The organism is Pseudomonas sp. W5-01 (genome assembly GCF_046540435.1).
GTDB classification, from domain to species: domain Bacteria; phylum Pseudomonadota; class Gammaproteobacteria; order Pseudomonadales; family Pseudomonadaceae; genus Aquipseudomonas; species Aquipseudomonas graminis_B.
This window is the reverse complement of sequence record NZ_JAXCIP010000003.1, coordinates 47,834-66,780: the sequence shown is the minus strand read 5'-3', so window position 1 is coordinate 66,780 and position 18,947 is coordinate 47,834. Positions and strand designations below refer to the sequence as shown.

The 18,947-nt window shown below is 62.4% G+C and carries 17 protein-coding genes; 4 read left to right on the top strand and 13 right to left on the bottom strand.

The window, feature by feature from the left end:
- The first annotated feature begins 41 nt into the window (after nucleotides 1–41).
- Nucleotides 42–719, top strand: coding sequence for a heavy metal response regulator transcription factor (locus SLW75_RS10215; RefSeq protein WP_065990091.1), 678 nt, complete (start codon nucleotides 42–44; stop codon nucleotides 717–719).
- Nucleotides 709–2,073, top strand: coding sequence for a heavy metal sensor histidine kinase (locus SLW75_RS10210; protein ID WP_410934404.1), 1,365 nt, complete (start codon nucleotides 709–711; stop codon nucleotides 2,071–2,073). The genes SLW75_RS10215 and SLW75_RS10210 overlap by 11 nt, the downstream gene beginning before the upstream one ends.
- Nucleotides 2,074–2,711: 638 nt before the next feature.
- Here the strand turns inward: SLW75_RS10210 and SLW75_RS10205 are convergent.
- Complete coding sequence (locus SLW75_RS10205; RefSeq protein ID WP_065990097.1) at nucleotides 2,712–3,053, bottom strand: zinc ribbon domain-containing protein YjdM; 342 nt, start codon at nucleotides 3,051–3,053, stop codon at nucleotides 2,712–2,714.
- Between the two features lie 152 nt (nucleotides 3,054–3,205).
- On the opposite strand from SLW75_RS10205, the gene SLW75_RS10200 reads away from it, so the two are divergent.
- Nucleotides 3,206–3,640 carry a DUF1810 domain-containing protein gene (locus SLW75_RS10200; protein ID WP_065990098.1) on the top strand — a complete coding sequence of 145 codons (435 nt, stop codon included), beginning with the start codon at nucleotides 3,206–3,208 and terminating at the stop codon, nucleotides 3,638–3,640.
- Nucleotides 3,641–3,652: 12 nt separating this feature from the next.
- Here SLW75_RS10200 and SLW75_RS10195 read toward each other — a convergent pair whose 3' ends face one another.
- The 5 genes from SLW75_RS10195 to pmbA form a co-directional block, all read right to left on the bottom strand.
- Nucleotides 3,653–4,540, bottom strand: coding sequence for a ZIP family metal transporter (locus SLW75_RS10195; protein ID WP_410927832.1), 888 nt, complete (start codon nucleotides 4,538–4,540; stop codon nucleotides 3,653–3,655).
- A gap of 28 nt (nucleotides 4,541–4,568) precedes the next feature.
- Nucleotides 4,569–5,180: a superoxide dismutase gene (locus SLW75_RS10190; RefSeq protein ID WP_369318846.1), complete on the bottom strand. Its 612-nt coding sequence runs from the start codon at nucleotides 5,178–5,180 to the stop codon at nucleotides 4,569–4,571.
- Nucleotide 5,181: 1 nt separating this feature from the next.
- Nucleotides 5,182–5,643 carry a hypothetical protein gene (locus SLW75_RS10185; protein WP_410934403.1) on the bottom strand — a complete coding sequence of 154 codons (462 nt, stop codon included), beginning with the start codon at nucleotides 5,641–5,643 and terminating at the stop codon, nucleotides 5,182–5,184.
- Nucleotides 5,644–5,654: 11 nt separating this feature from the next.
- On the bottom strand, nucleotides 5,655–6,086 hold the full coding sequence (locus SLW75_RS10180; protein ID WP_244160381.1) for a FagA protein: 432 nt from the start codon (nucleotides 6,084–6,086) through the stop codon (nucleotides 5,655–5,657).
- A 166-nt stretch (nucleotides 6,087–6,252) separates the two neighbouring features.
- Nucleotides 6,253–7,599, bottom strand: a complete 1,347-nt coding sequence (gene pmbA, locus SLW75_RS10175) for a metalloprotease PmbA (protein WP_192132376.1) — start codon at nucleotides 7,597–7,599, stop codon at nucleotides 6,253–6,255.
- Nucleotides 7,600–7,692: 93 nt separating this feature from the next.
- Between pmbA and yjgA the strand changes: the two genes are divergently transcribed.
- Entirely contained in the window at nucleotides 7,693–8,214 is a 522-nt protein-coding gene (gene yjgA / locus SLW75_RS10170; RefSeq protein WP_065990105.1) for a ribosome biogenesis factor YjgA, read from the top strand.
- A gap of 48 nt (nucleotides 8,215–8,262) precedes the next feature.
- Here the strand turns inward: yjgA and tldD are convergent, their stop codons facing one another.
- The 7 genes from tldD to mreC form a co-directional block, all read right to left on the bottom strand.
- Entirely contained in the window at nucleotides 8,263–9,705 is a 1,443-nt protein-coding gene (gene tldD, locus SLW75_RS10165; RefSeq protein WP_410934402.1) for a metalloprotease TldD, read from the bottom strand.
- 2 nt (nucleotides 9,706–9,707) lie between these two features.
- Nucleotides 9,708–10,559, bottom strand: coding sequence for a carbon-nitrogen hydrolase family protein (locus SLW75_RS10160; protein ID WP_192132380.1), 852 nt, complete (start codon nucleotides 10,557–10,559; stop codon nucleotides 9,708–9,710).
- A 299-nt stretch (nucleotides 10,560–10,858) separates the two neighbouring features.
- A complete protein-coding gene (locus SLW75_RS10155; RefSeq protein ID WP_410934401.1) occupies nucleotides 10,859–14,674 on the bottom strand; it encodes a YhdP family protein in 3,816 nt (1,271 codons plus the stop codon).
- Nucleotides 14,675–14,864: 190 nt separating this feature from the next.
- The gene (gene rng, locus SLW75_RS10150) at nucleotides 14,865–16,322 is read right to left on the bottom strand and encodes a ribonuclease G (protein ID WP_037012596.1); all 1,458 of its coding nucleotides are present in this window, start codon (nucleotides 16,320–16,322) and stop codon (nucleotides 14,865–14,867) included.
- On the bottom strand, nucleotides 16,319–16,930 hold the full coding sequence (locus tag SLW75_RS10145; RefSeq protein WP_192132384.1) for a Maf family protein: 612 nt from the start codon (nucleotides 16,928–16,930) through the stop codon (nucleotides 16,319–16,321). The genes rng and SLW75_RS10145 overlap by 4 nt, the downstream gene beginning before the upstream one ends.
- 326 nt (nucleotides 16,931–17,256) lie before the next feature.
- Entirely contained in the window at nucleotides 17,257–17,748 is a 492-nt protein-coding gene (gene mreD / locus SLW75_RS10140; protein ID WP_065990112.1) for a rod shape-determining protein MreD, read from the bottom strand.
- Entirely contained in the window at nucleotides 17,748–18,890 is a 1,143-nt protein-coding gene (gene mreC, locus SLW75_RS10135) for a rod shape-determining protein MreC (RefSeq protein WP_197985961.1), read from the bottom strand. The genes mreD and mreC overlap by 1 nt, the downstream gene beginning before the upstream one ends.
- Nucleotides 18,891–18,947 lie beyond the last annotated feature (57 nt).

Below are 18,947 nucleotides of genomic sequence, written 5' to 3'. Positions count from 1 at the left end.
AGTACCTAATAAGCAAGCAGTGAAAAAGTGAGCGTGGACCGATGCGTGTCCTGATTATCGAAGACGAAGAGAAAACCGCCGATTACCTGCACCGGGGCCTGACCGAGCAGGGTTACACCACCGACGTCGCGCGCGAAGGCATCGAAGGCCTGCACATGGCGCTGGAAAGCGACTACGCGGTGATCATTCTCGACGTCATGCTGCCCGGCCTCGATGGCTATGGCGTGCTGCGAGCCCTGCGTGCGCGCAAGCAGACGCCGGTGATAATGCTCACCGCCCGCGAGAACGTCGACGATCGCATTCGCGGCCTGCGCGAAGGGGCTGACGATTATTTGGGCAAGCCGTTTTCGTTTCTGGAGTTGGTGGCTCGCCTGCAGGCTTTGACCCGGCGCAGTGGCGGCCACGAGCCGGTGCAGATCAGCGTCGCTGATTTGTGGATCGACCTGATCAGCCGCAAGGCCACCCGGGCCGGCGCACGTCTGGATCTGACGGCAAAGGAGTTTTCGCTGCTGAGCGTACTGGCTCGGCGTCAGGGGGAAATCCTGTCGAAGACGTCGATTGCCGAGATGGTCTGGGACGTGAATTTCGACAGCGATGCCAACGTCGTCGAAGTCGCGATCAAACGTCTGCGTGCCAAGCTCGACGGGCCGTTCGAGCAAAAGCTGCTGCACACCATTCGCGGCATGGGTTACGTGCTGGAGAGCCGTCGTGTCGACTAATTCCATCGCCCTGCGCTTGAGCGGCATGTTCGCCCTCGTGGCACTGCTGGTGTTTCTGTTGATCGGCTGGGCGCTTTACTTGCAAGTGGACAAGGGCCTCGGGCTGTTGCCGGAAGCCGAAGTCGACGCCCGTTACAGCGTGCTCGAATCGGCCGTCCAGCGTTACGGAACGCCCGAGCACTGGGCCAAGATCAACGCCAAGCTCAGGCTGCTCAGTGAGGAAGACAAACGCCTGCGCTTTTGGGTGGTCAGCGACAATCCGACCTTTGAATTCGGCAACCCGGACACCGAGATCCGCGCTTTCGCCAAGGGCCCGCTGGGCATGCGCGACTTGAACCTGAGCGGCCATGACTACCCGTTCAAGGTGCTGGTCAGTCAGTTCCCGGCGAAAGATCAACGTCCGCCGCTGCGTTTTCTGACAGCGGTGGACACCGAAACCTTCTGGCAGACCCAACATTCCCTGCTCATCGCGCTGATCAGTCTGGCCGCCGTCGGCATCCTGCTCGCGTCTGCTCTGGGTTACTGGGTGGCGCGCATCGGCTTGAAGCCGCTGACGGAGTTGTCTCTGGAGGCGCGCAAACTGACGCCGCCACGACTGAGCGGGCGCCTGAAATTGTCGCATCTGCCGCCTGAACTGGATCAGTTCGTGACCTCGTTCAACTCGACGCTGGATAGGGTCGAGCAGGCCTATTCACGGCTGGAGTCATTCAACGCCGACGTTGCCCATGAACTGCGCTCTCCCCTGACCAACCTCATCGGTCAGACCCAGGTGGCGCTGACCCGCGGGCGCTCGGCCGAGCATTACTTCGAGGTGCTGCAATCCAACCTCGAAGAGCTCGAACGGCTGCGCTCGATCATCAATGACATGCTGTTTCTGGCCAGCGCCGATCAAGGCAGCAAAGCCACTCAACTGACCCAGGCCTCGCTCGCCGTGGAGGTGGCAAAGACCTTGGACTATCTGGATTTCATTCTGGAAGACGCGCAGGTGCAGGTTGAGGTGCGCGGGGATGCCAACGCGCCCATCGAAACCGCGCACTTGCGCCGGGCGCTGATCAACCTGCTGCACAACGCGGTGCAGCACACCTCGCCGGGGCAGTTGATTCAGGTGGACATTCGTGATGAAGGCGATCACGTCAGCATCGGCGTGACCAATCCCGGCGCGCCGATCGCCGGGGAACATCTGCCCAAACTGTTCGAGCGCTTCTATCGCGTCGATGCCTCGCGCAGCAACAGCGGCGCCAACCACGGGCTTGGCCTGGCGATCGTCAAAGCCATCGCCCTGATGCACGGCGGCACCGTGTTCGTGCGCAGCGAGGATGGAGTGAATACGTTCGGGATTAATTTGCCGAGTTGAGGTGGGCATCTGGGTTGGCGTGCGGAAAAACCATGCCGCACACAATCCATTGTGGGAGTGAGCTTGCTCACGAAGCGGTGGGTGCATCCGCGAATTATCTAGCGGCTGAAATGCCGTCTTCGCGAGCAAGCTCACTCCCACAGGTCCAGCAGCGTCACCGAGCTACCGAGTTCACCCCCTTGATGATCGTTCCCACGCTCTGCTTGGTAACGCCGCCGGGGATGCTCCGCGTTTGAATAACGCGGAGCATCATGAGCGGCATTCCCACGCGGAGCGTAAGGAACGATCACAGCGCACGATAGCGAGGCCGCATGAATCGCGCCTACCGACTAAGCTCTGCGCTTTTTCAACTCGCGCCTCAAGCGCGTGTTGTCCACGGCAAGCGACACAACTATCAAAGTGCTCAGTAGCTCAAAACCGCTCAGCCCGGCGTAGTGCCAAAACACCCAAGCGGCAAAGGCGACGATCACCGCGACTGTCAGTAGCAAGACTGAGTCTTTCACACTACATGCCTCAAAAATCTAAAGTTGGCTCGGCCAGGAGTAGCGACTTGCTGATCGTTCCCACACGGAGCGTAAGGAACGATCAGCAGGTAAACCGTGAGGAACGATCAATCTGCCGATCAGGCCGGACGGCGATCAACCCTTCTTCACAAACTCCGACTTCAGCTTCATCGCGCCGATGCCGTCGATTTTGCAGTCGATGTCGTGATCGCCGTCCACCAGGCGGATGTTTTTGACTTTGGTGCCGACCTTGACCACCAGCGACGAGCCTTTGACCTTCAGGTCTTTGATGACTGTGACGGTGTCGCCGTCCTGCAGGGTGTTGCCCACAGCGTCCTTGATCACCTTGGTGTCATCGCCCGCTTCGGCGCTGGCGCCGTCAGCCGACCACTCGTGGGCGCATTCCGGGCACACGAGCTGGCTGCCATCTTCGTAGGTGTACTCGGAACTGCATTTTGGGCACGGCGGTAAGCTCACGGCGGATCTCGCATCAGAGGAATAGGCGCAGGATTATAAGGGTTTTTACGCGGTTGAGGAGCAGGCGCCTGAAAGTGCTGGAAACATCACTCGCTGCTGTAGTCTCAATCGCAAGCGCGGCGAGGTGCCGCGATCAGGGCGAGGCGTCAGCAATGAACGATTCATTTGACCTGCAACGATTTGTCGAAGCGCAAGCGTCGATGCACGAACGCGCACTGGCGGAACTGAAGTCCGGGCGCAAGCAGTCGCACTGGATGTGGTTCGTGTTCCCGCAACTGGCCGGTCTGGGCCACAGCGACATGGCTCGGCGGTACGCGATCAGTGGGCGTGACGAGGCGATTGCCTATTTGCAGCATCCGGTATTGGGCGAACGGTTGGCGCGCTGCTGCGAGGCGTTGCTTGAATGGAAAAACCGCAGCGCAATGCAGATCATGGGCTCGCCGGATGACATGAAGCTGCGATCGAGCATGACGCTGTTCGCAGCGGTGGCGCCGGATACGCCGGTTTTCCAGCAGGTGCTTGAGGCGTTTTTCGACGGCAAGCCGGATGCCGTCACGCTGTCGAAGCTGGGCGGAGGCAGGCTGTAGCCGCCCGCCCCCTCAGGCCAGCGCCGTGTCCATCACCATCATCAAGCAGAATCCGACCAGCAATCCGAAGCTGGCGATTTTGTCGTGACCGTTGCGGCGGGATTCGGGGATGACTTCGTGGGTCACCACCAACAGCATCGCCCCCGCCGCCAACGCCAGTCCTACCGGCAACAGCAACGCAGCCACTTCCACCAGCCAGGCGCAAAGCACGGCGAACACCGGCTCGACCAACCCAGACGCCGCGCCGATCAAAAACGCCTTGAGCCGCGACATGCCGGCAGACGCCAGCACCAGCGCGATGACCAGCCCTTCAGGCACGTCCTGAATGGCAATACCCATTGCCAGGCTGTCGGCGTGAGCCAAACCACCCCCCGCCGACACGCCCACCGCCATCCCTTCGGGAATGTTGTGGGCAATGATGGCGATGACAAACAGCCAGATGTTCGAGGGGATCGTCGGTTTCCCGGCCACCTCCGATAACGGTGACCCTCTGGAAACCAGCGTGTCGACCAGAAACAAACCGGCCGCGCCGAGCAGTATCCCGAAGCTGATCAACGCTCCCGCGCCCCACGGGGTAAAGCCCAGATCATGGGCCGCGCCCAGGCCCGGCACAATCAACGAAAACGCTGTCGCCGCCAGCATGATGCCGGCGCCGAAACCCAGCAGGCCGTCGGACACTGCCACCGGCATGCCGCGGATCACCAGCACCGGCACGGCGCCCAAGGCAGTGCCCAACGCGCAGATGGCGCCGCCTTCCAGCGCTCGCAACATTCTCGGCTCAAGTGCAACCCATGAGAGTCCCTGGGCCACCAGCAGAGCGGTGCCCACGAGGACCAGAATCGAGCCCAATGCCAGCCGCAATAACCGCACGCTGCCGAGAGCCAGTATGTCCGAACGCATAAATCGCCTTATCGGGGTCTGGTAGGGATCAGCCGAGCGCCGCTGCGTAGCGCCGGGCAACTTCATCCCAGTTGACGACGTTGTAGAACGCAGCGATGTATTCCGGACGACGGTTCTGGTAGCGCAGGTAATAAGCGTGCTCCCAGACGTCCAGCCCGAGGATCGGCGTGTTGCCGTTCATGAGCGGGCTGTCCTGATTGCCGCTGCTTTCCACGATGAGTTTTTTGTCCGGCGTGACGCTCAGCCAGGCCCAGCCGCTGCCGAAGCGCGTCAACGCTGCTTTGGTGAAAGCGTCCTTGAACGCCTCGAATCCGCCCACTTGCTCGTCAATCGCCTTCGCCAGCGCACCGCTTGGCACGCCGCCACCTTGGGGGCTCATCACCTCCCAGAATAGCGAATGGTTGGCATGCCCGCCGCCCTGATTGATCACCGCCGGGCGCAGTTTTTCCGGAAGCTCGGCCACGCTGGCAACCAGCTTCTCGATCGGCCACTCCGCGTATTCGGTGCCCTCGACGGCTGCGTTGAGGTTGTTGATGTAGGTCTGGTGGTGCTTGCTGTAGTGAATTTCCATGGTCTGCGCGTCGATGTGGGGTTCGAGCGCATCGTAGGCGTAGGGCAAGGCAGGCAAGGTAAAGGGCATGTCAGTGGACTCCATACGAGAGGGTGCCGGCGCGAGCGGCGTGGTGCTGAAGCGCCGAGCGGGAATGTTCGCCGCGGCTGTTGAGCAGGCGTTGGGTGCGTGGGTACTCGCCGTATTGGCCGACGAAACCCAAGAGTTCGCTGTAGGTTTTATTACTGTGCCGCAGCGCTGCCTGTCGCAGGGCGGGCGTCATTTGCGGGTCCTGAATCACATTCAGCAGCCACTGATGCACGGCGCAGAGGTATTCGGCGCTCTCCTCGGGCTGACCCAGACTCAGGTGCAGATCCGCCAGGTTGTGATGAGAAATCACGAACGCCGCAATGGCCTCATCGGCGACGCTCCAACGGTCGAAGAGCACCTGCGCCAGCGCGAGGGCTTGCAGGTACAGCTCGCGCGCATCGATCAAGTCGCCTCGGTTAAAGCAACTGTTACCGCTCAGGATGGTACGTTTCCATTGCTCCATGGCGCAGGTCCTCACGAGTGGCGCCGGCGATCAAAAGCCGTCGGCAGGGCGTTTTGCGGATTCGATGGCGCGGGGTCGGTCAGAGGAATCGACGGCAGCAGTGCGCAGGTCGCCAGACGCTGAGCGAAGGCCTGAACCCGTTGCTGTTGCGCAGCGGATTTGGCGAGCGCCTGCATGTCACGCAGCGGACGCCATGCCTGGTCCAGGCACAGACAACGCCAATGCCAGGGCAGCGCGGTGTCGCTGGCGGTGTCGACCAGCAGGCGAAAGGTGCTTTCACAGATGAGGGATTTGGGCGTGGCGGTGAAGCGCGCCAGATAGCGGCCTTCCGCAAGGTAGTGTTCGATGAGCCGCGGCTCGTCCGGATCCAGCGCGCAGCGAATCCGCAGACTCAATGCGCGCCAGTGTTCCAGGTACGGCGACTCGTGCAGAACAGTGCCCATGACCGAGGCCCACTTAACGAATGAGATTCATTATTAAATGAGTTTAAGAATCAACACAACCCCGGCGATGTATTGAGTCTGCTGCAGTGTCTGAAAGCGCCCATAAAAAAGGCCCGCACCGAAATCGGGGCAGGCCTTGGGGGTGACGCGCTAACGCAGAGCGGAATCAGCTACCCGCCACCATCATCTTCTCGATCAGCACAGAACCGGTGCGGATGTTGCTGCGCAGCTCCAGATCACTGCCCACGGCAACGATTTGCTTGAACATGTCGCGCATGTTGCCGGCGATGGTCACTTCCTGAACCGGGAACTGGATCTCGCCATTCTCGACCCAGAAACCCGCAGCACCACGGGAATAATCGCCGGTGACCATGTTCAGGCCGCTGCCCATCAACTCGGTGACCAGCAGCCCGCGCCCCATGCGGCGGATCAGCGCCGCCTGGTCTTCAGTGCCGTGGCTGACGAACAGGTTATGCACGCCACCCGCGTTCGCGGTGCTCGGCAGGCCCAGTTTGCGGCCCGAATAGGTGCTGAGGATGTAGGAAACCAGATCGCCATTTTCGACGAACGGCTTGGCGTAGGTCGCCAGGCCGTCGCCGTCGAACGCGGAACTGCCCATGGCGCCAACCAGATGCGGACGCTCGTCGATGGTCATCCACTCGGGGAACAGGCGCTGGCCGATCGCGCCTTCGAGGAACGAAGACTTGCGGTACAGGTTGCCGCCAGAGATCGCGCCCAGCAAACTGCCGAACAGACCGCCCGCCAGCTCGGCGGAGAACAGCACAGGCACTTCGCAGGTCGGCACCGGCCGCGCGCCCAGCCGGCTTGCGGCACGCTCGGCGGCTTTCTGGCCGATCAGCCGGGCGTCCATCAACAGCTCGCCACGGCGATTGACGTCATACCAGTAGTCGCGCTGCATCTGCCCTTCGCCTTCGGCGATCATCACGCAGCTCAGGCTGTGGCGGGTCGACGCGTAGCCGCCGATGAAACCGTGGCTGTTGCCATAAACGCGGCAGCCCTGATGCACGTTCAGCGTGGTGCCGTCGGCGTTCTTGATCCGGCTGTCGGCGTCGAAGGCGGCCGCTTCACAGACCAGCGCGCGTTCGATGGCCTGCTCGGGGGTGATGTCCCACGGGTGATAAAGGTCGAAATTCGGCTGGTCTTTGGCCATCAACGCAGCGTCGGCGAGCCCCGAGGCCTCGTCTTCCGACGTGTGCTTGGCGATGGCCAGCGCGGCGGCAACGGTCTCGCGAATGGCGTCGGGGCCGCTCGCGGAAGTGCTGGCTGAACCCTTGCGGTGGCCTACGTACAAGGTGATGCCGAAACCTTGATCGCGGTTGAATTCGACTGTCTCGACTTCGCGCTGGCGAACCGTGGTGGACAGGCCCTGCTCCAGCGACACGGCGACTTCGCACGCGGTCGCGCCCTGACGTTTGGCTTCAGCGACGATCTGCTCGACCTGCTGTTGCAATGCCGGCAAAGCCTGCGGGCCGACGCTTTCTGATGCACTCATGACGTTCTCCATCAAATTCTGATTTCAGCAGCCGGGCCGGACAACCGGGCCCTGACTGGTTATCATGGCGGCGTTTATTTGCGGACGGCCCCCATGGTTGATTCTTACGACGACTCCTTCGACGGAGAGAAAAGCAAAACCCAGGTCAAACGAGAGCTTCACGCTCTGGTGGAGCTGGGCGAACGCTTGACGACATTCAAGCCCGATGTGCTGGCCAAGCTGCCTCTGACCGACCCTCTGCGTCGGGCACTGGCCGATGCGCCCAAGCACACCGCGCACATTGCGCGCAAACGCCACATTCAATTCATCGGCAAGCTGATGCGCGATCAGGATCTGGATGAAATCCTGGTGCTGCTCGATCAGCTTGACGCCTCTACGCGCCAGTACAACGAGCGCTTTCACAATCTGGAACGCTGGCGTGATCGCCTGGTGACCGGTACCGACGACGTGCTTGAGCAGTTCGTCAGTGAGTACCCGGACGCCGACCGTCAGCAACTGCGCTCGCTGATCCGTCAGGCTCAGCATGAAGCTGCGCAGAACAAGGCCCCTACCGCGACCCGCAAAATTTTCAAATACATCCGCGAGCTAGACGAAAGCAAACGCGGACTGCGCTAGAACTGCTGCGCCGTTTGAATCACTCAACCGGCGCAAGCCCCTCGATTATCAAGCCCCGCCTGTGCCGCCAACGGTGATCGCATCGATCTTCAGCGTCGGCTGACCGACGCCTACCGGAACCGATTGACCGTCCTTGCCGCAGGTGCCGACGCCGCTGTCCAGGGACAGATCGTTGCCGACCATCGACACACGGCTCATGCATTCCGGGCCGTTGCCAATCAGCGTCGCGCCTTTGACCGGCGCGGTGATTTTGCCGTCTTCGATCAGATAGGCCTCGCTGGTGGAGAACACGAACTTGCCGCTGGTGATGTCCACCTGCCCGCCGCCGAGGTTGGCGCAGTAGATGCCGCGCTTGACCGAGGCGATGATTTCCGCCGGATCGCTCTGGCCGCCCAGCATGTAGGTGTTGGTCATGCGCGGCATCGGCAGGTGTGCGTAGGACTCGCGACGGCCGTTGCCGGTGCGCGCGACGCCCATCAACCGTGCGTTGAGCTTGTCCTGCATGTAGCCCTTGAGCACGCCATTTTCGATCAGCGTGGTGCACTCGGTCGGGGTGCCCTCGTCATCGACGGTCAGGGAGCCACGGCGATCGGCCAGGGTGCCGTCATCGACGATGGTGCAGAGTTTCGACGCAACCATTTCGCCCATGCGGCCGCTGTAGGCCGAGCTGCCCTTGCGGTTGAAGTCGCCCTCAAGGCCGTGGCCGACGGCTTCGTGCAGCAATACGCCGGACCAGCCGGAGCCCAATACGACCGGCAAGGTGCCAGCCGGCGCCGGAATGGCTTCCAGATTGACCAGCGCCTGACGCAACGCTTCACGGGCATAGCCCATCGCACGGTCGTCGCTGAGGAAATAACGGTAATCGGTGCGTCCGCCGCCGCCGTGTCCGCCGCGCTCACGACGGCCGTTCTGCTCGACGATCACGCTGACGTTGAAACGCACCAGCGGACGTACGTCGGCGGCAAGACCGCCGTCAGTGGACGCCACAAGAATACGTTCCCAGACACCGGCCATGCTCACGGTGACTTGCTGAATACGCGGGTCCAGCGCACGGGTGGCGGCGTCGACGCGCTTGAGCAGTTCGACCTTCTCGGCGCGGGTCATGACTTCCAGAGGGTTGTCCGGCGCGTACAGCTGGGCGACGTCCTGGGTGGTGAACGCCTGAACACGGCCGTTCTGGCCCGCGCGGGAAATCGAGCGAGCGGCCCGGGCCGCCTGGATCAGGGCTTCACGAGTAATGGCGTTGCTGTAGGCGAAGCCGGTTTTCTCGCCTGACTGCGCGCGTACGCCGACGCCCTGGTCCAGGTTGAAGCTGCCTTCTTTGACGATGCCGTCTTCCAGTGCCCAGGACTCGGAAATCTGCCCTTGAAAATACAGGTCGGCGGCGTCGATGCCTGGACCGGCCAGCTCGCCGAGCACCGATTGCAGGTTGTCTAAGCTCAGGCCGCCTGGTGCCAGAAGGTGTTCGCTGACAGAGGACAAGTGGCTCATATTCACTCCGGGGTATTGGCAGGTCGCACGGCGGCCTGCGAAAAAAATCGCCGGTGATTCGCTACCGGCATGCGCGCCCGTATGGACGCTTGTTCGACGCTGTCTCGTTCGGCCAGCAGCACGGCTTCACCCTGCGCCTGCTCGGCCAGCACGCGGCCCCATGGATCTATGATCGCCGCATGCCCAAATGTTTCTCTCGGCCCCGGATGAATGCCGCCTTGGGCCGCCGCCAGCACATAGCACTGGGTTTCGATGGCCCGGGCGCGCAGCAGAATGTCCCAGTGCGCCGCGCCGGTTACGGCGGTAAAGGCCGATGGCGCGGTGATCAATTCAGCCCCGGCTTCCCGCAGCGCGGTGTACAGCTCGGGAAAGCGCAGGTCGTAACACACCGAAAGCCCCAGGCGCCCGACCGGGGTGTCGGCCACCACCACGTTGTTGCCATGGGCGTAATCGTCGGATTCCCGGTAACGCCCTCGGGCATCGGCAACGTCGACATCGAACAAGTGCAGCTTGTCGTAACGCGCGACTTGCCGGCCCTGATCGTCAATCAGCAACGAACACGCCGTGACCTTGCCATCCGGCTGACCTTCCGGCGGCAGCGGCAATGTCCCGGCCACTATCCATAAGGTGAGGTCGCGGGCGGCAAGTTTCAACCATGGCAGGATCGGACCTTCGCCAAGGGCCTCGGCGCGGCCGATGGCAGCGATATCACGACGGCCCATGGCAGCGAAGTTTTCCGGAAGCACCGCCAGTTTGGCGCCCGACGCAGCGGCCTGTTCCAGCAGCCGGCGCGCCTGAGCCAGATTGCCGAGCACATCGCTCTGGCTGACCATCTGAATGACTGCGAAGGACATACACGCTCCCCGATCGATAGAACTGCACTCTACTCCAGGCGCCGACGATTGGGCTCGTTCGAAAGCCCCAATTCGACAGCCAACCTTAGTCGGACCGGCTTTAGCCGGGAAGGCGTCGGGTGTTACACCGCAGAGTTTGGCCAACGGAGACAGATTAATTTACGGTGAAGCGCTGTAAATAAATCAGTCCCCTCTCCCCTCGGTCCTCACTGACACCGCATTTACCCAGTAGGACCGGCTTTAGCCGGGAAGGCGTCGGGCGTCACGCTGCACAGGTCTGCATTATGCCGAGGCAGTAATCACTGCGGTTTCTCGAACGGCTTGTCGAAGGTGATCTTCGGCTCTTTCCAGGGACCTTCGACCTTGTACTGCACGCTGGCGAAGCGCGATACGCGATCGCCGAGCAGCTTGTCGACCAGGAATAACGCGCCGCCAATCGCCGGTGCGCCCACGATCAACGCGGCAATCGGCAAGTTATTGGTCACCGGCAGGGTCACCAGCAGCTTGGCGTTGACGCGGTCGCGGACCATGTCCAGCGTGCCGTCGAGCTCCAGATTGGTGGACGGGCCGGTCATGGTGATCGGGTCGCGGGTGACGTATACGCCATCGCTCGCCACCAGGAGCCCTTTGACCTTGTCGTAACTCAGGCCCTTGCCCAGCAGGTCGGAGAAGTCCAGACGCAGACGCCGGCCAATGGAGTTGAAGTTGAGCAGGCCGAACACCCGCAACGCCTGCGCCCCCCCCTCGACCTCAACGAACTGGCCGTTCTTGAGCGTCGCATCCAGGCTGCCGGAATAGCGCTTCAACCCCACCCAGGCGGGCGAGCCCGGCCAGCGACCGTCAGCGTTCAGCTCGAACTCCTGACTGGTGACCGTAGGCGCGAAACCCCAGGCCTTGAGCACATCCGCGAGATTCTTGCCGCTCACCTGGCCCTTGAACCAACTGCTGGTCGTCCCCGGTGTACCTTCCCAACCGCCATTACCCAGCAGCGCAATGCCTTTGAGGCCCAGATTCATGTCGGACATCTGGATACCGTTCGGCGTCGGGCGGATCTTGAGCGACCACGCCCCCATCAATTGATCGCCCTGAAACAGCTGAGTGATCTTGATGTTCAGCGCGGGAATATTGCGCGGGTCCACGTCCGCCAACGGGTCCGGCGCGTTTTCAACGACTGCCGCGTTGGGGTCCGGTGCAGGCAAGCGTACATACAGCAGACTGATGTCGATCGGCGCGGTTTTGCTGTCCGGCAACGTCGCGGTGCCTTTCACCTTCGAGCTATCCAGCGACAGCGCCCATGCGGCACTGCTGCGCTGGAGCTGAACGCCCACTTGCTCCAGCGTCGTGCCCATCGCGGTCAGCTTGCCGATCTGCAAATCGACGCTGTTGAGTAATTGCTTGGCGCTACCCCCCGGGTCATTGCCGGCATACCGCTCAGCCATAGCTTGCCAGGGCGCGATGTCCAGTTCCGACAACGAACCGCGAACGCGCAACCCCTTGGCGTCCGGCACGATCGCCCCGCCTTCGCCGAGGAAGAGTTCGCCACGGCCGTCGCCGAATTTGCCCGGCGGCGACGCAAACGCGAGATTGGCGATATTGCCGTAGCCGACGTCGATGCGCCGCTCCGGGCCTTGCAGGTTCATGCGCAAATCGGTGTCGCGCGCATCATCTGCGGTTTTGCCGAAGGGCGCCGGCAAATCGACCGCCAACCCTTTTAGATTCGAGTTGATCTGCAGCTGACTGGCGTTGCCGCTCAATGTCAGTTGCAACTGGTAGGGCAGATCGCCTGAGATCGGCAACGGCTGCATCACGCCCAGCCAATCGGTCAGGCGCTTGCTGGCGATCTGGCTGCTGGCGGTAATACGCGTCACCGGTGCTCCCGGTTTGCCTTCGGCGAAAATCTCGGCGTTCACCGGCTTGTCAAAGGCGACGGCCTTGACGTTCTTGCCGCTCAGGCCTTTGGTGTAATCGAAACGGAAATCGCCGCGCAGTTGCGTCAGCTCCAGCACCGGATCGGCGAGCTTGAGACGCGAATTGTCGGTACTGAAATCGACGACGACTTTGGGCTCTTGGCCCTTCACCAGCGGTATATCCAGGTTGATATGCCCCTGCAGCGGCCCTTCTGCCTGCCAGCCCGCGAAGGTCTGCCCGGTGCCGATTGGCGCTTCCTGGAGAATCTTCATGCCGTCCTGGAGGCTGCCTTTCAGATCCCCGTCCACCAGCAAATGGCTGGACTGGCCCGCCGGAACATGGGGAATGTCCACCGCGACATTGCTGACCTGGGTGTTCAGCAACTGCCCCTTGTTGGCCCGAATGCGCACGCCACTGTTTTCGACGAAGACGTCACCGTCGACATTGTTCAGCTGCGGCCATCCCGGCTGGAACGCCAGGCTCGCGTTGCGCACCTTGAAAAACAGGCTGATAACCCGCGCCACGTCAGGCGCATCTTTGCTGATCGAGCCCTGATACTGGAAGAAACCCTGATCGACGTTGCCACCCAGAATTGCGGTGCGCAACCACTGATCAAGGGACGGGCTGAGCACGGCAGGCAGGTATTTGGAGGTGTAGCGCCCGTCGCCGTCGACCAGCCCGACGCGCAGGTCCATGTAGTCTTCCTGGCTGTGATCGAAGTGCAGGCGAATCAGGAAGTCGCTGGCAATATTGCCCTCCTCCCCCTGAACCTTGATGTACGGTGCAATCAGCGTGAAGCCCTGATCGTCCAGCGACCAGGTCAGCTTTGCATTGGCGTGACGGTACTTCCATTCGTTACGGAAGATCGGGTCCAGGTGCAGCATGAAATCATCCGTGTCGAGGCGCAGTTCGCCCTGACCCAGATCACCGCTGATCGCGCCGCTGACGTTCCCCGCCGCCGGCGCGCCGTGGTAGGCGTCGAAACCGACCTTGTCAAGATTGGCGGCGAAGCTCACTCGTTTTGGCGGCTCGGCCTGCGGTCGGTAATCAACCAGCACGTTGCGCAGGCCCCCGGTGACTTTCAGGCGGTCGACCGCCACCATCACCTTGTCAGGCAACGGCGCCAGTGAGTCGAGCAGCGGCGTGATCGGCGTCAGATCAAGCCGGTCGGCCTGCACGTGCCACAGCTCTTCGGCATCGGCCGTCGCAGCAGTCTGCTGCAGATCAACGCGGCTTTCCCAGCGCTTGCTGTTCAGGTCCATCGCCAGCGAGTCGAGCGTCGCGCTGAAGCCTTTTTCGTCGCGCACAAACCAGGCGTTAAGGGCCAGATTGTCAATGCGTGCAGGCTTGCGGTCGGCGTACGAGCCTTTGAACTGCGGCGCATTCAAGCGGGCGACGGCGCTTTGCAGATTGCCCTTGCCCCAGTTCAGCCACAACTCGCCGCCGGCCTTGAGCTTCTGAATTTTCCAGTCGCGGGTCAGGCTCTTCGGCAACCACTGCGACCACTCGCTTTGCGGCAAGCTCAGGTAGGCCTGGGCCTCGCCGTCGCGCCATTCATGGGCGCGCACCGTGGAGCGCACGTTCAACGACAATGGCTGGCCGTCGGGCAGGTTCAGGCGCGCGTCGAGGCGCTGATGCAGACTGCCGGTCTTCAGCGTCAGGCTCACATAGGTCAGCGTCAGGGGCGAATGATCATAGGGCTGCAAGGTGATCTGGCTGTCGAATAGCGACAGGTGCGAGACCATCTGCATCTGATTGAGGATTTGCTCGGGATCGGTCACCTGATCGGGCTGTACGGGCAGGCCCTGCAGTGCCCAGTGGCCGTTCTGGTCTTCTTTCAGACCAATCTGCAGGCCGTCCAGCTCAAGGCGTTCGAGACGCACTTCGCGGGTACGCAGGCTGGCGAGCAGGTCGGGCATGGCGCGCACGTGATCGAGCCGAACGGCGTTGCCGCCCTCACCGATCATCACATCACGCGCAACAAAGATGGGGGCGAAGCCGCTCCAGCTGCCCTCCAGCCGACCGATGCTCACCGGCATGCCCAGCGCCGTCTGCGCCCTGGCTTCCACGTCGGCGCGGTATTCGGCCACCATCGGCACCAACTGACGGCCGACGCTCACGTACAGCGCGACCAGCACCACGAAAAGGGCGCACAGACTCAGCCCCCAACGGGTCAGCACAGCCAGAAACCGCGTCAGACGTTCCATGTCGCTGCGCCTCCGCAAAAACCGCCTGCACATGGTGTCAGGTCCAATCGTGCAGGTGCGGGTACGTCCAGGTTGTGCTCAATCGCCACGCGTTGTTCTCTTTGGACGGCATCCGTTCCGTCTGCCTCAAGGGCACTGTTTTCTGTTTTCAACTGCGCCGCCACTGGGCAGCGCGGCGCATCACGCACTCTCAGAGCAGCACGACGTCATATTGTTCCTGGGAGTACATGGTCTCGACCTGAAAGCGAATGGTCCTGCCAATGAACACTTCCAGCTCGGCCACGTTGCCGGATTCTTCGTCGAGCAGCCGGTCGACCACTTTCTGATTGGCGAGCACGCGGTAGCCCACCGCCTGATAAGCCCGGGCTTCGCGCAAAATCTCGCGGAATATCTCGTAGCAGATGGTTTCCGGGGTCTTCAGCTTGCCACGACCCTGGCAACTGCTGCACGGCTCGCACAGCACTTGCTCCAGACTTTCCCGGGTGCGCTTGCGTGTCATCTGCACCAGGCCCAGCTCGGTGATGCCGATGATGTTGGTTTTGGCGTGATCGCGCTCGAGCTGTTTTTCCAGGGTCCGCAGCACCTGGCGCTGATGCTCGGCGTCTTCCATGTCGATGAAATCAATGATGATGATGCCGCCGATGTTGCGCAGCCGCAGCTGTCGGGCAATGGCGGTCGCCGCTTCAAGATTGGTCTTGAAGATGGTCTCTTCGAGGTTGCGATGACCGACAAACGCACCGGTGTTCACGTCGATGGTGGTCATGGCTTCGGCGGGATCGATGACCAGATAGCCGCCGGACTTGAGCGGCACCTTGCGGTCCAGCGCCCGCTGAATTTCATCCTCGACGCCATACAGGTCGAAGATCGGCCGCTCGCCGGGGTAATGCTCAAGGCGGTCGGCGATTTCCGGCATCAGCTCGGCGACAAACTGGGTGGTCTTCTGGAAGGTCTCGCGGGAGTCGATGCGAATCTTCTCGGTGCGCGGGCTGACCAGGTCGCGCAACGTGCGCAGCGCCAGGCCCAGGTCTTCGTAGATCACGCTGGCCGGGCTGATGGTTTTGATCTGCTCGCCAATCTGGTCCCACAGCCTGCGCAGATAGCGGATGTCCATCATGATCTCGTCGGCGCCCGCACCTTCGGCCGCCGTGCGCAGGATGAAACCGCCCTTCTCCTTGATCCCTTCCTTGGCGACGCAATCGCTGACCACTTGTTTCAGGCGCTCGCGCTCGGCTTCGTCCTCGATTTTCAGGGAAATGCCGACGTGGGCGGTGCGCGGCATGTACACGAGGTAGCGCGACGGGATCGACAGTTGCGTCGTCAACCGCGCGCCTTTGCTGCCGATCGGGTCCTTGGTGACCTGAACCACCAGGCTCTGTCCGTCGTGGACCAGCGAACTGATGGTCTCCACGGCCGGGCCTTCGCGCATGGAGATTTCAGATGCGTGAATGAACGCCGCGCGGTCAAGCCCGATGTCGATGAACGCCGCCTGCATGCCAGGCAGCACGCGCACCACTTTGCCCTTGTAGATATTGCCCACGATCCCGCGACGCTGGGTGCGTTCGACGTGCACCTCTTGCAACACCCCGTTCTCAACGACGGCCACGCGCGATTCCATCGGCGTGATGTTGATCAGAATCTCTTCACTCATGACTTGTCACCTTCCGGGCGTTGCCAACAGGGTATGCCGAAACGCTGGAGGATTTCTGCGGTTTCGCACAAGGGCAGGCCGACCACGGCGGAATAACTGCCACTGAGGTTTTCCACAAACACCGCGCCCAGCCCCTGGATACCGTAGCCGCCGGCCTTGTCGCAGGGCTCGCCGCTGGCCCAGTAGCGGCGGGCCTCGTCTTCCGGGATCGCCCGAAAGCGGACACGGCTGGTAACGGTTCGGGTTTCGCAGCGTTCTTCGTGCACCACGGCGATGGCGGTCAGGACTTCGTGTTCCCGGTTCGACAGTGCGGCAAGCATCGCCAGCGCCTCGGCTTCGTCCGCCGGTTTGCCCAGGATGCGGCCGTCGAGGACCACGGCGGTGTCGGCGCCCAGTACGCAGGCGGTCGGGTAGGCGGGATCGTTGGCGAGCTGCAGCAGTCCGGCGTCCGCCTTGCCACGGGCCAGCCGCAGGACGTACGCGGCAGGGGTTTCGTTGGCCAGAGGGGTTTCGTCGATGTCGGCGCTGAGGGTCGTGAACGGCACGCCGATCTGGGTGAGCAGCTCACGACGGCGCGGGGAGCCGGAGGCAAGAAGAAGGTGGGGCATGGGACGTCTCCGTGTCGTTGATCACAAGCGTAGCCTTGGTGCACACCGCTGAAGGGAGGGTGCTCGCGCCGGCCTCTTCCCTTGTAGGACCGGCTTCAGCCGGGAAAGCGCCAGGTGTAACGCCGCAACATTCAGCTGCCGGGGACAGATTAATTTACGGTGAAGCGCTGTAAATAAATCAGTCCCCTTTCCGTTCCTTCATCCTGTAGGACCGGCTTTAGCCGGGAAAGCGTCGGGTGTCACGCCGCAGGATTGGGGTGCTCACACTGGCCTCTTCCCGGCTGAAGCCGGTCCTACAAAAACTGGCAGATGCCGTTCCCAATTACTTAGTTGATCTTCAAACGCAGGCGTAACCCCCGCAGTCCATAGCTGACCCATGGCCAGAGCAATGCGCTGACCAACGCCGGCAACACCAGCGCCAGGGTCGGTTGACGGTTGCCGGTCAGGGCGCTCAGCCACAGCTGCACGAGCTGCGCGAGGCCGAAAATCACCAGGATCACCAGGCACTGCTGCCACATCGGGAACATGCGCAAGCGCTGCTGCAGCGACAGCACGAGAAAGGTAATCAACGTGAGGATCAACGCGTTCTGCCCCAGCAACGTGCCGTACAGCACATCCTCGGCCAGCCCCAGCATCCACGCCGTAACCATGCCGATCTTGTGCGGCAACGCCAATGCCCAGAAGGCCAGCAGCAAGGCCAGCCACAGCGGGCGAAATATTTCCATGAACTGCGGCAGCGGCGAAACGCTGAGCAGCAGGCCGATGGCGAAGGTCAGCCAGACCACCCAGCCGTTTCGTGCGGGAGCGTGACGCGCCATTATTCTTCCCTCTCGCGTGGAGCGGCCGGGGTCGCAGCAGGCGTCGCCGGTCGGGTGGCGGCAGGTTTCGCCGCAGGTTTGGCGGGCGGCTTGCTGGTCGCGGGCTTGGCAGGCGTGGTCGCCGCCGGTGCAGTGGTCGCCGGAGCAGACGCGCTGTTGGCGTTGGCCGGCGTCGACGAAGCACTGTGTCCGGCAGGCTTGGGCACGGTGGCCGGAACGACCGCCTTGTTCGGCGTGGCAGCAGGGGCGGCACCCGGCACAGTGGCCGAGGGCACCGCCGCCGGGTCGGCCGTCTGGCGATCAAGGGACTCCTGCTGCTGAGCGGCGTCGGCAGCGCGCTCTTCAGGGGAACGGCCGTCCGAGAACACCAGCAACAGATAACGGCTGCGATTCAGTGCGGCGGTGGGCACCGCCCGGACGATGGCGAAAGGCTGGCCGGAGTCGTGGATCACCTCCTTGACCGTCGCCACCGGATAACCCGCCGGGAAGCGCTGACCGAGGCCGGAACTCACCAGCAGGTCGCCTTCCTTGATGTCGGCGGTGTCCGCCACATGGCGCAGCTCAAGACGTTCAGGATTGCCGGTGCCGCTGGCAATCGCGCGCAGGCCGTTACGGTTCACCTGCACCGGGATGCTGTGGGTGGTGTCGGTCAGCAGCAGTACACGGGACGTGTAGGGCATCAACTCGACCACCTGCCCCATCAGGCCGCGCGCATCGAGCACTGGCTGGCCGAGGACTACGCCGTCGCGCTCACCCTTGTTGATGATGATCCGGTGGGTGAACGGGTTGGGGTCCATGCCGATCAGCTCGGCGACTTCGACTTTCTCGTTGACCAGCGCCGACGAATTCAGCAGCTCGCGCAAGCGCACGTTCTGCTCGGTCAGCGCCGCCAGCTTTTGCAGGCGGCCCTGCAGCAGCAGGTTCTCGGTCTTGAGTTTTTCGTTTTCGGCGGCGAGCTCGGTGCGGCTGCCAAACTGGCTGGCAACGCCCTGGTACAGACGCTCGGGCAGATCGGCAATCCAGTAAGACTGCATCAGCACCAGTGACATCTGACTGCGGACAGGTTTGAGCAGGGTGAAACGCGCGTCCACGACCATGATGGCCACAGACAGCACGACCAGCACCAGTAGACGGACGCCCAGAGACGGACCCTTGGAAAAAAGCGGTTTAATGGGCCGCTCCTTCCAGAGATGCGCGCA

What these genes read in the sequence shown, in the direction of transcription:
- SLW75_RS10160 (WP_192132380.1), bottom strand. Translation starts at nt 10,559, where the DNA reads ATGTCCTTCGCAGTCATTCAGATGGTCAGCCAGAGCGATGTGCTCGGC.
- pmbA (WP_192132376.1), bottom strand. Translation starts at nt 7,599, where the DNA reads ATGAGTGCATCAGAAAGCGTCGGCCCGCAGGCTTTGCCGGCATTGCAA.
- rng (WP_037012596.1), bottom strand. Translation starts at nt 16,322, where the DNA reads ATGAGTGAAGAGATTCTGATCAACATCACGCCGATGGAATCGCGCGTG.
- SLW75_RS10145 (WP_192132384.1), bottom strand. Translation starts at nt 16,930, where the DNA reads ATGCCCCACCTTCTTCTTGCCTCCGGCTCCCCGCGCCGTCGTGAGCTG.
- SLW75_RS10215 (WP_065990091.1), top strand. Translation starts at nt 42, where the DNA reads ATGCGTGTCCTGATTATCGAAGACGAAGAGAAAACCGCCGATTACCTG.
- SLW75_RS10185 (WP_410934403.1), bottom strand. Translation starts at nt 5,643, where the DNA reads ATGGAGCAATGGAAACGTACCATCCTGAGCGGTAACAGTTGCTTTAAC.
- SLW75_RS10200 (WP_065990098.1), top strand. Translation starts at nt 3,206, where the DNA reads ATGAACGATTCATTTGACCTGCAACGATTTGTCGAAGCGCAAGCGTCG.
- tldD (WP_410934402.1), bottom strand. Translation starts at nt 9,705, where the DNA reads ATGAGCCACTTGTCCTCTGTCAGCGAACACCTTCTGGCACCAGGCGGC.
- yjgA (WP_065990105.1), top strand. Translation starts at nt 7,693, where the DNA reads ATGGTTGATTCTTACGACGACTCCTTCGACGGAGAGAAAAGCAAAACC.
- SLW75_RS10195 (WP_410927832.1), bottom strand. Translation starts at nt 4,540, where the DNA reads ATGCGTTCGGACATACTGGCTCTCGGCAGCGTGCGGTTATTGCGGCTG.
- SLW75_RS10180 (WP_244160381.1), bottom strand. Translation starts at nt 6,086, where the DNA reads ATGGGCACTGTTCTGCACGAGTCGCCGTACCTGGAACACTGGCGCGCA.
- SLW75_RS10190 (WP_369318846.1), bottom strand. Translation starts at nt 5,180, where the DNA reads ATGCCCTTTACCTTGCCTGCCTTGCCCTACGCCTACGATGCGCTCGAA.
- SLW75_RS10155 (WP_410934401.1), bottom strand. Translation starts at nt 14,674, where the DNA reads ATGGAACGTCTGACGCGGTTTCTGGCTGTGCTGACCCGTTGGGGGCTG.
- mreD (WP_065990112.1), bottom strand. Translation starts at nt 17,748, where the DNA reads ATGGCGCGTCACGCTCCCGCACGAAACGGCTGGGTGGTCTGGCTGACC.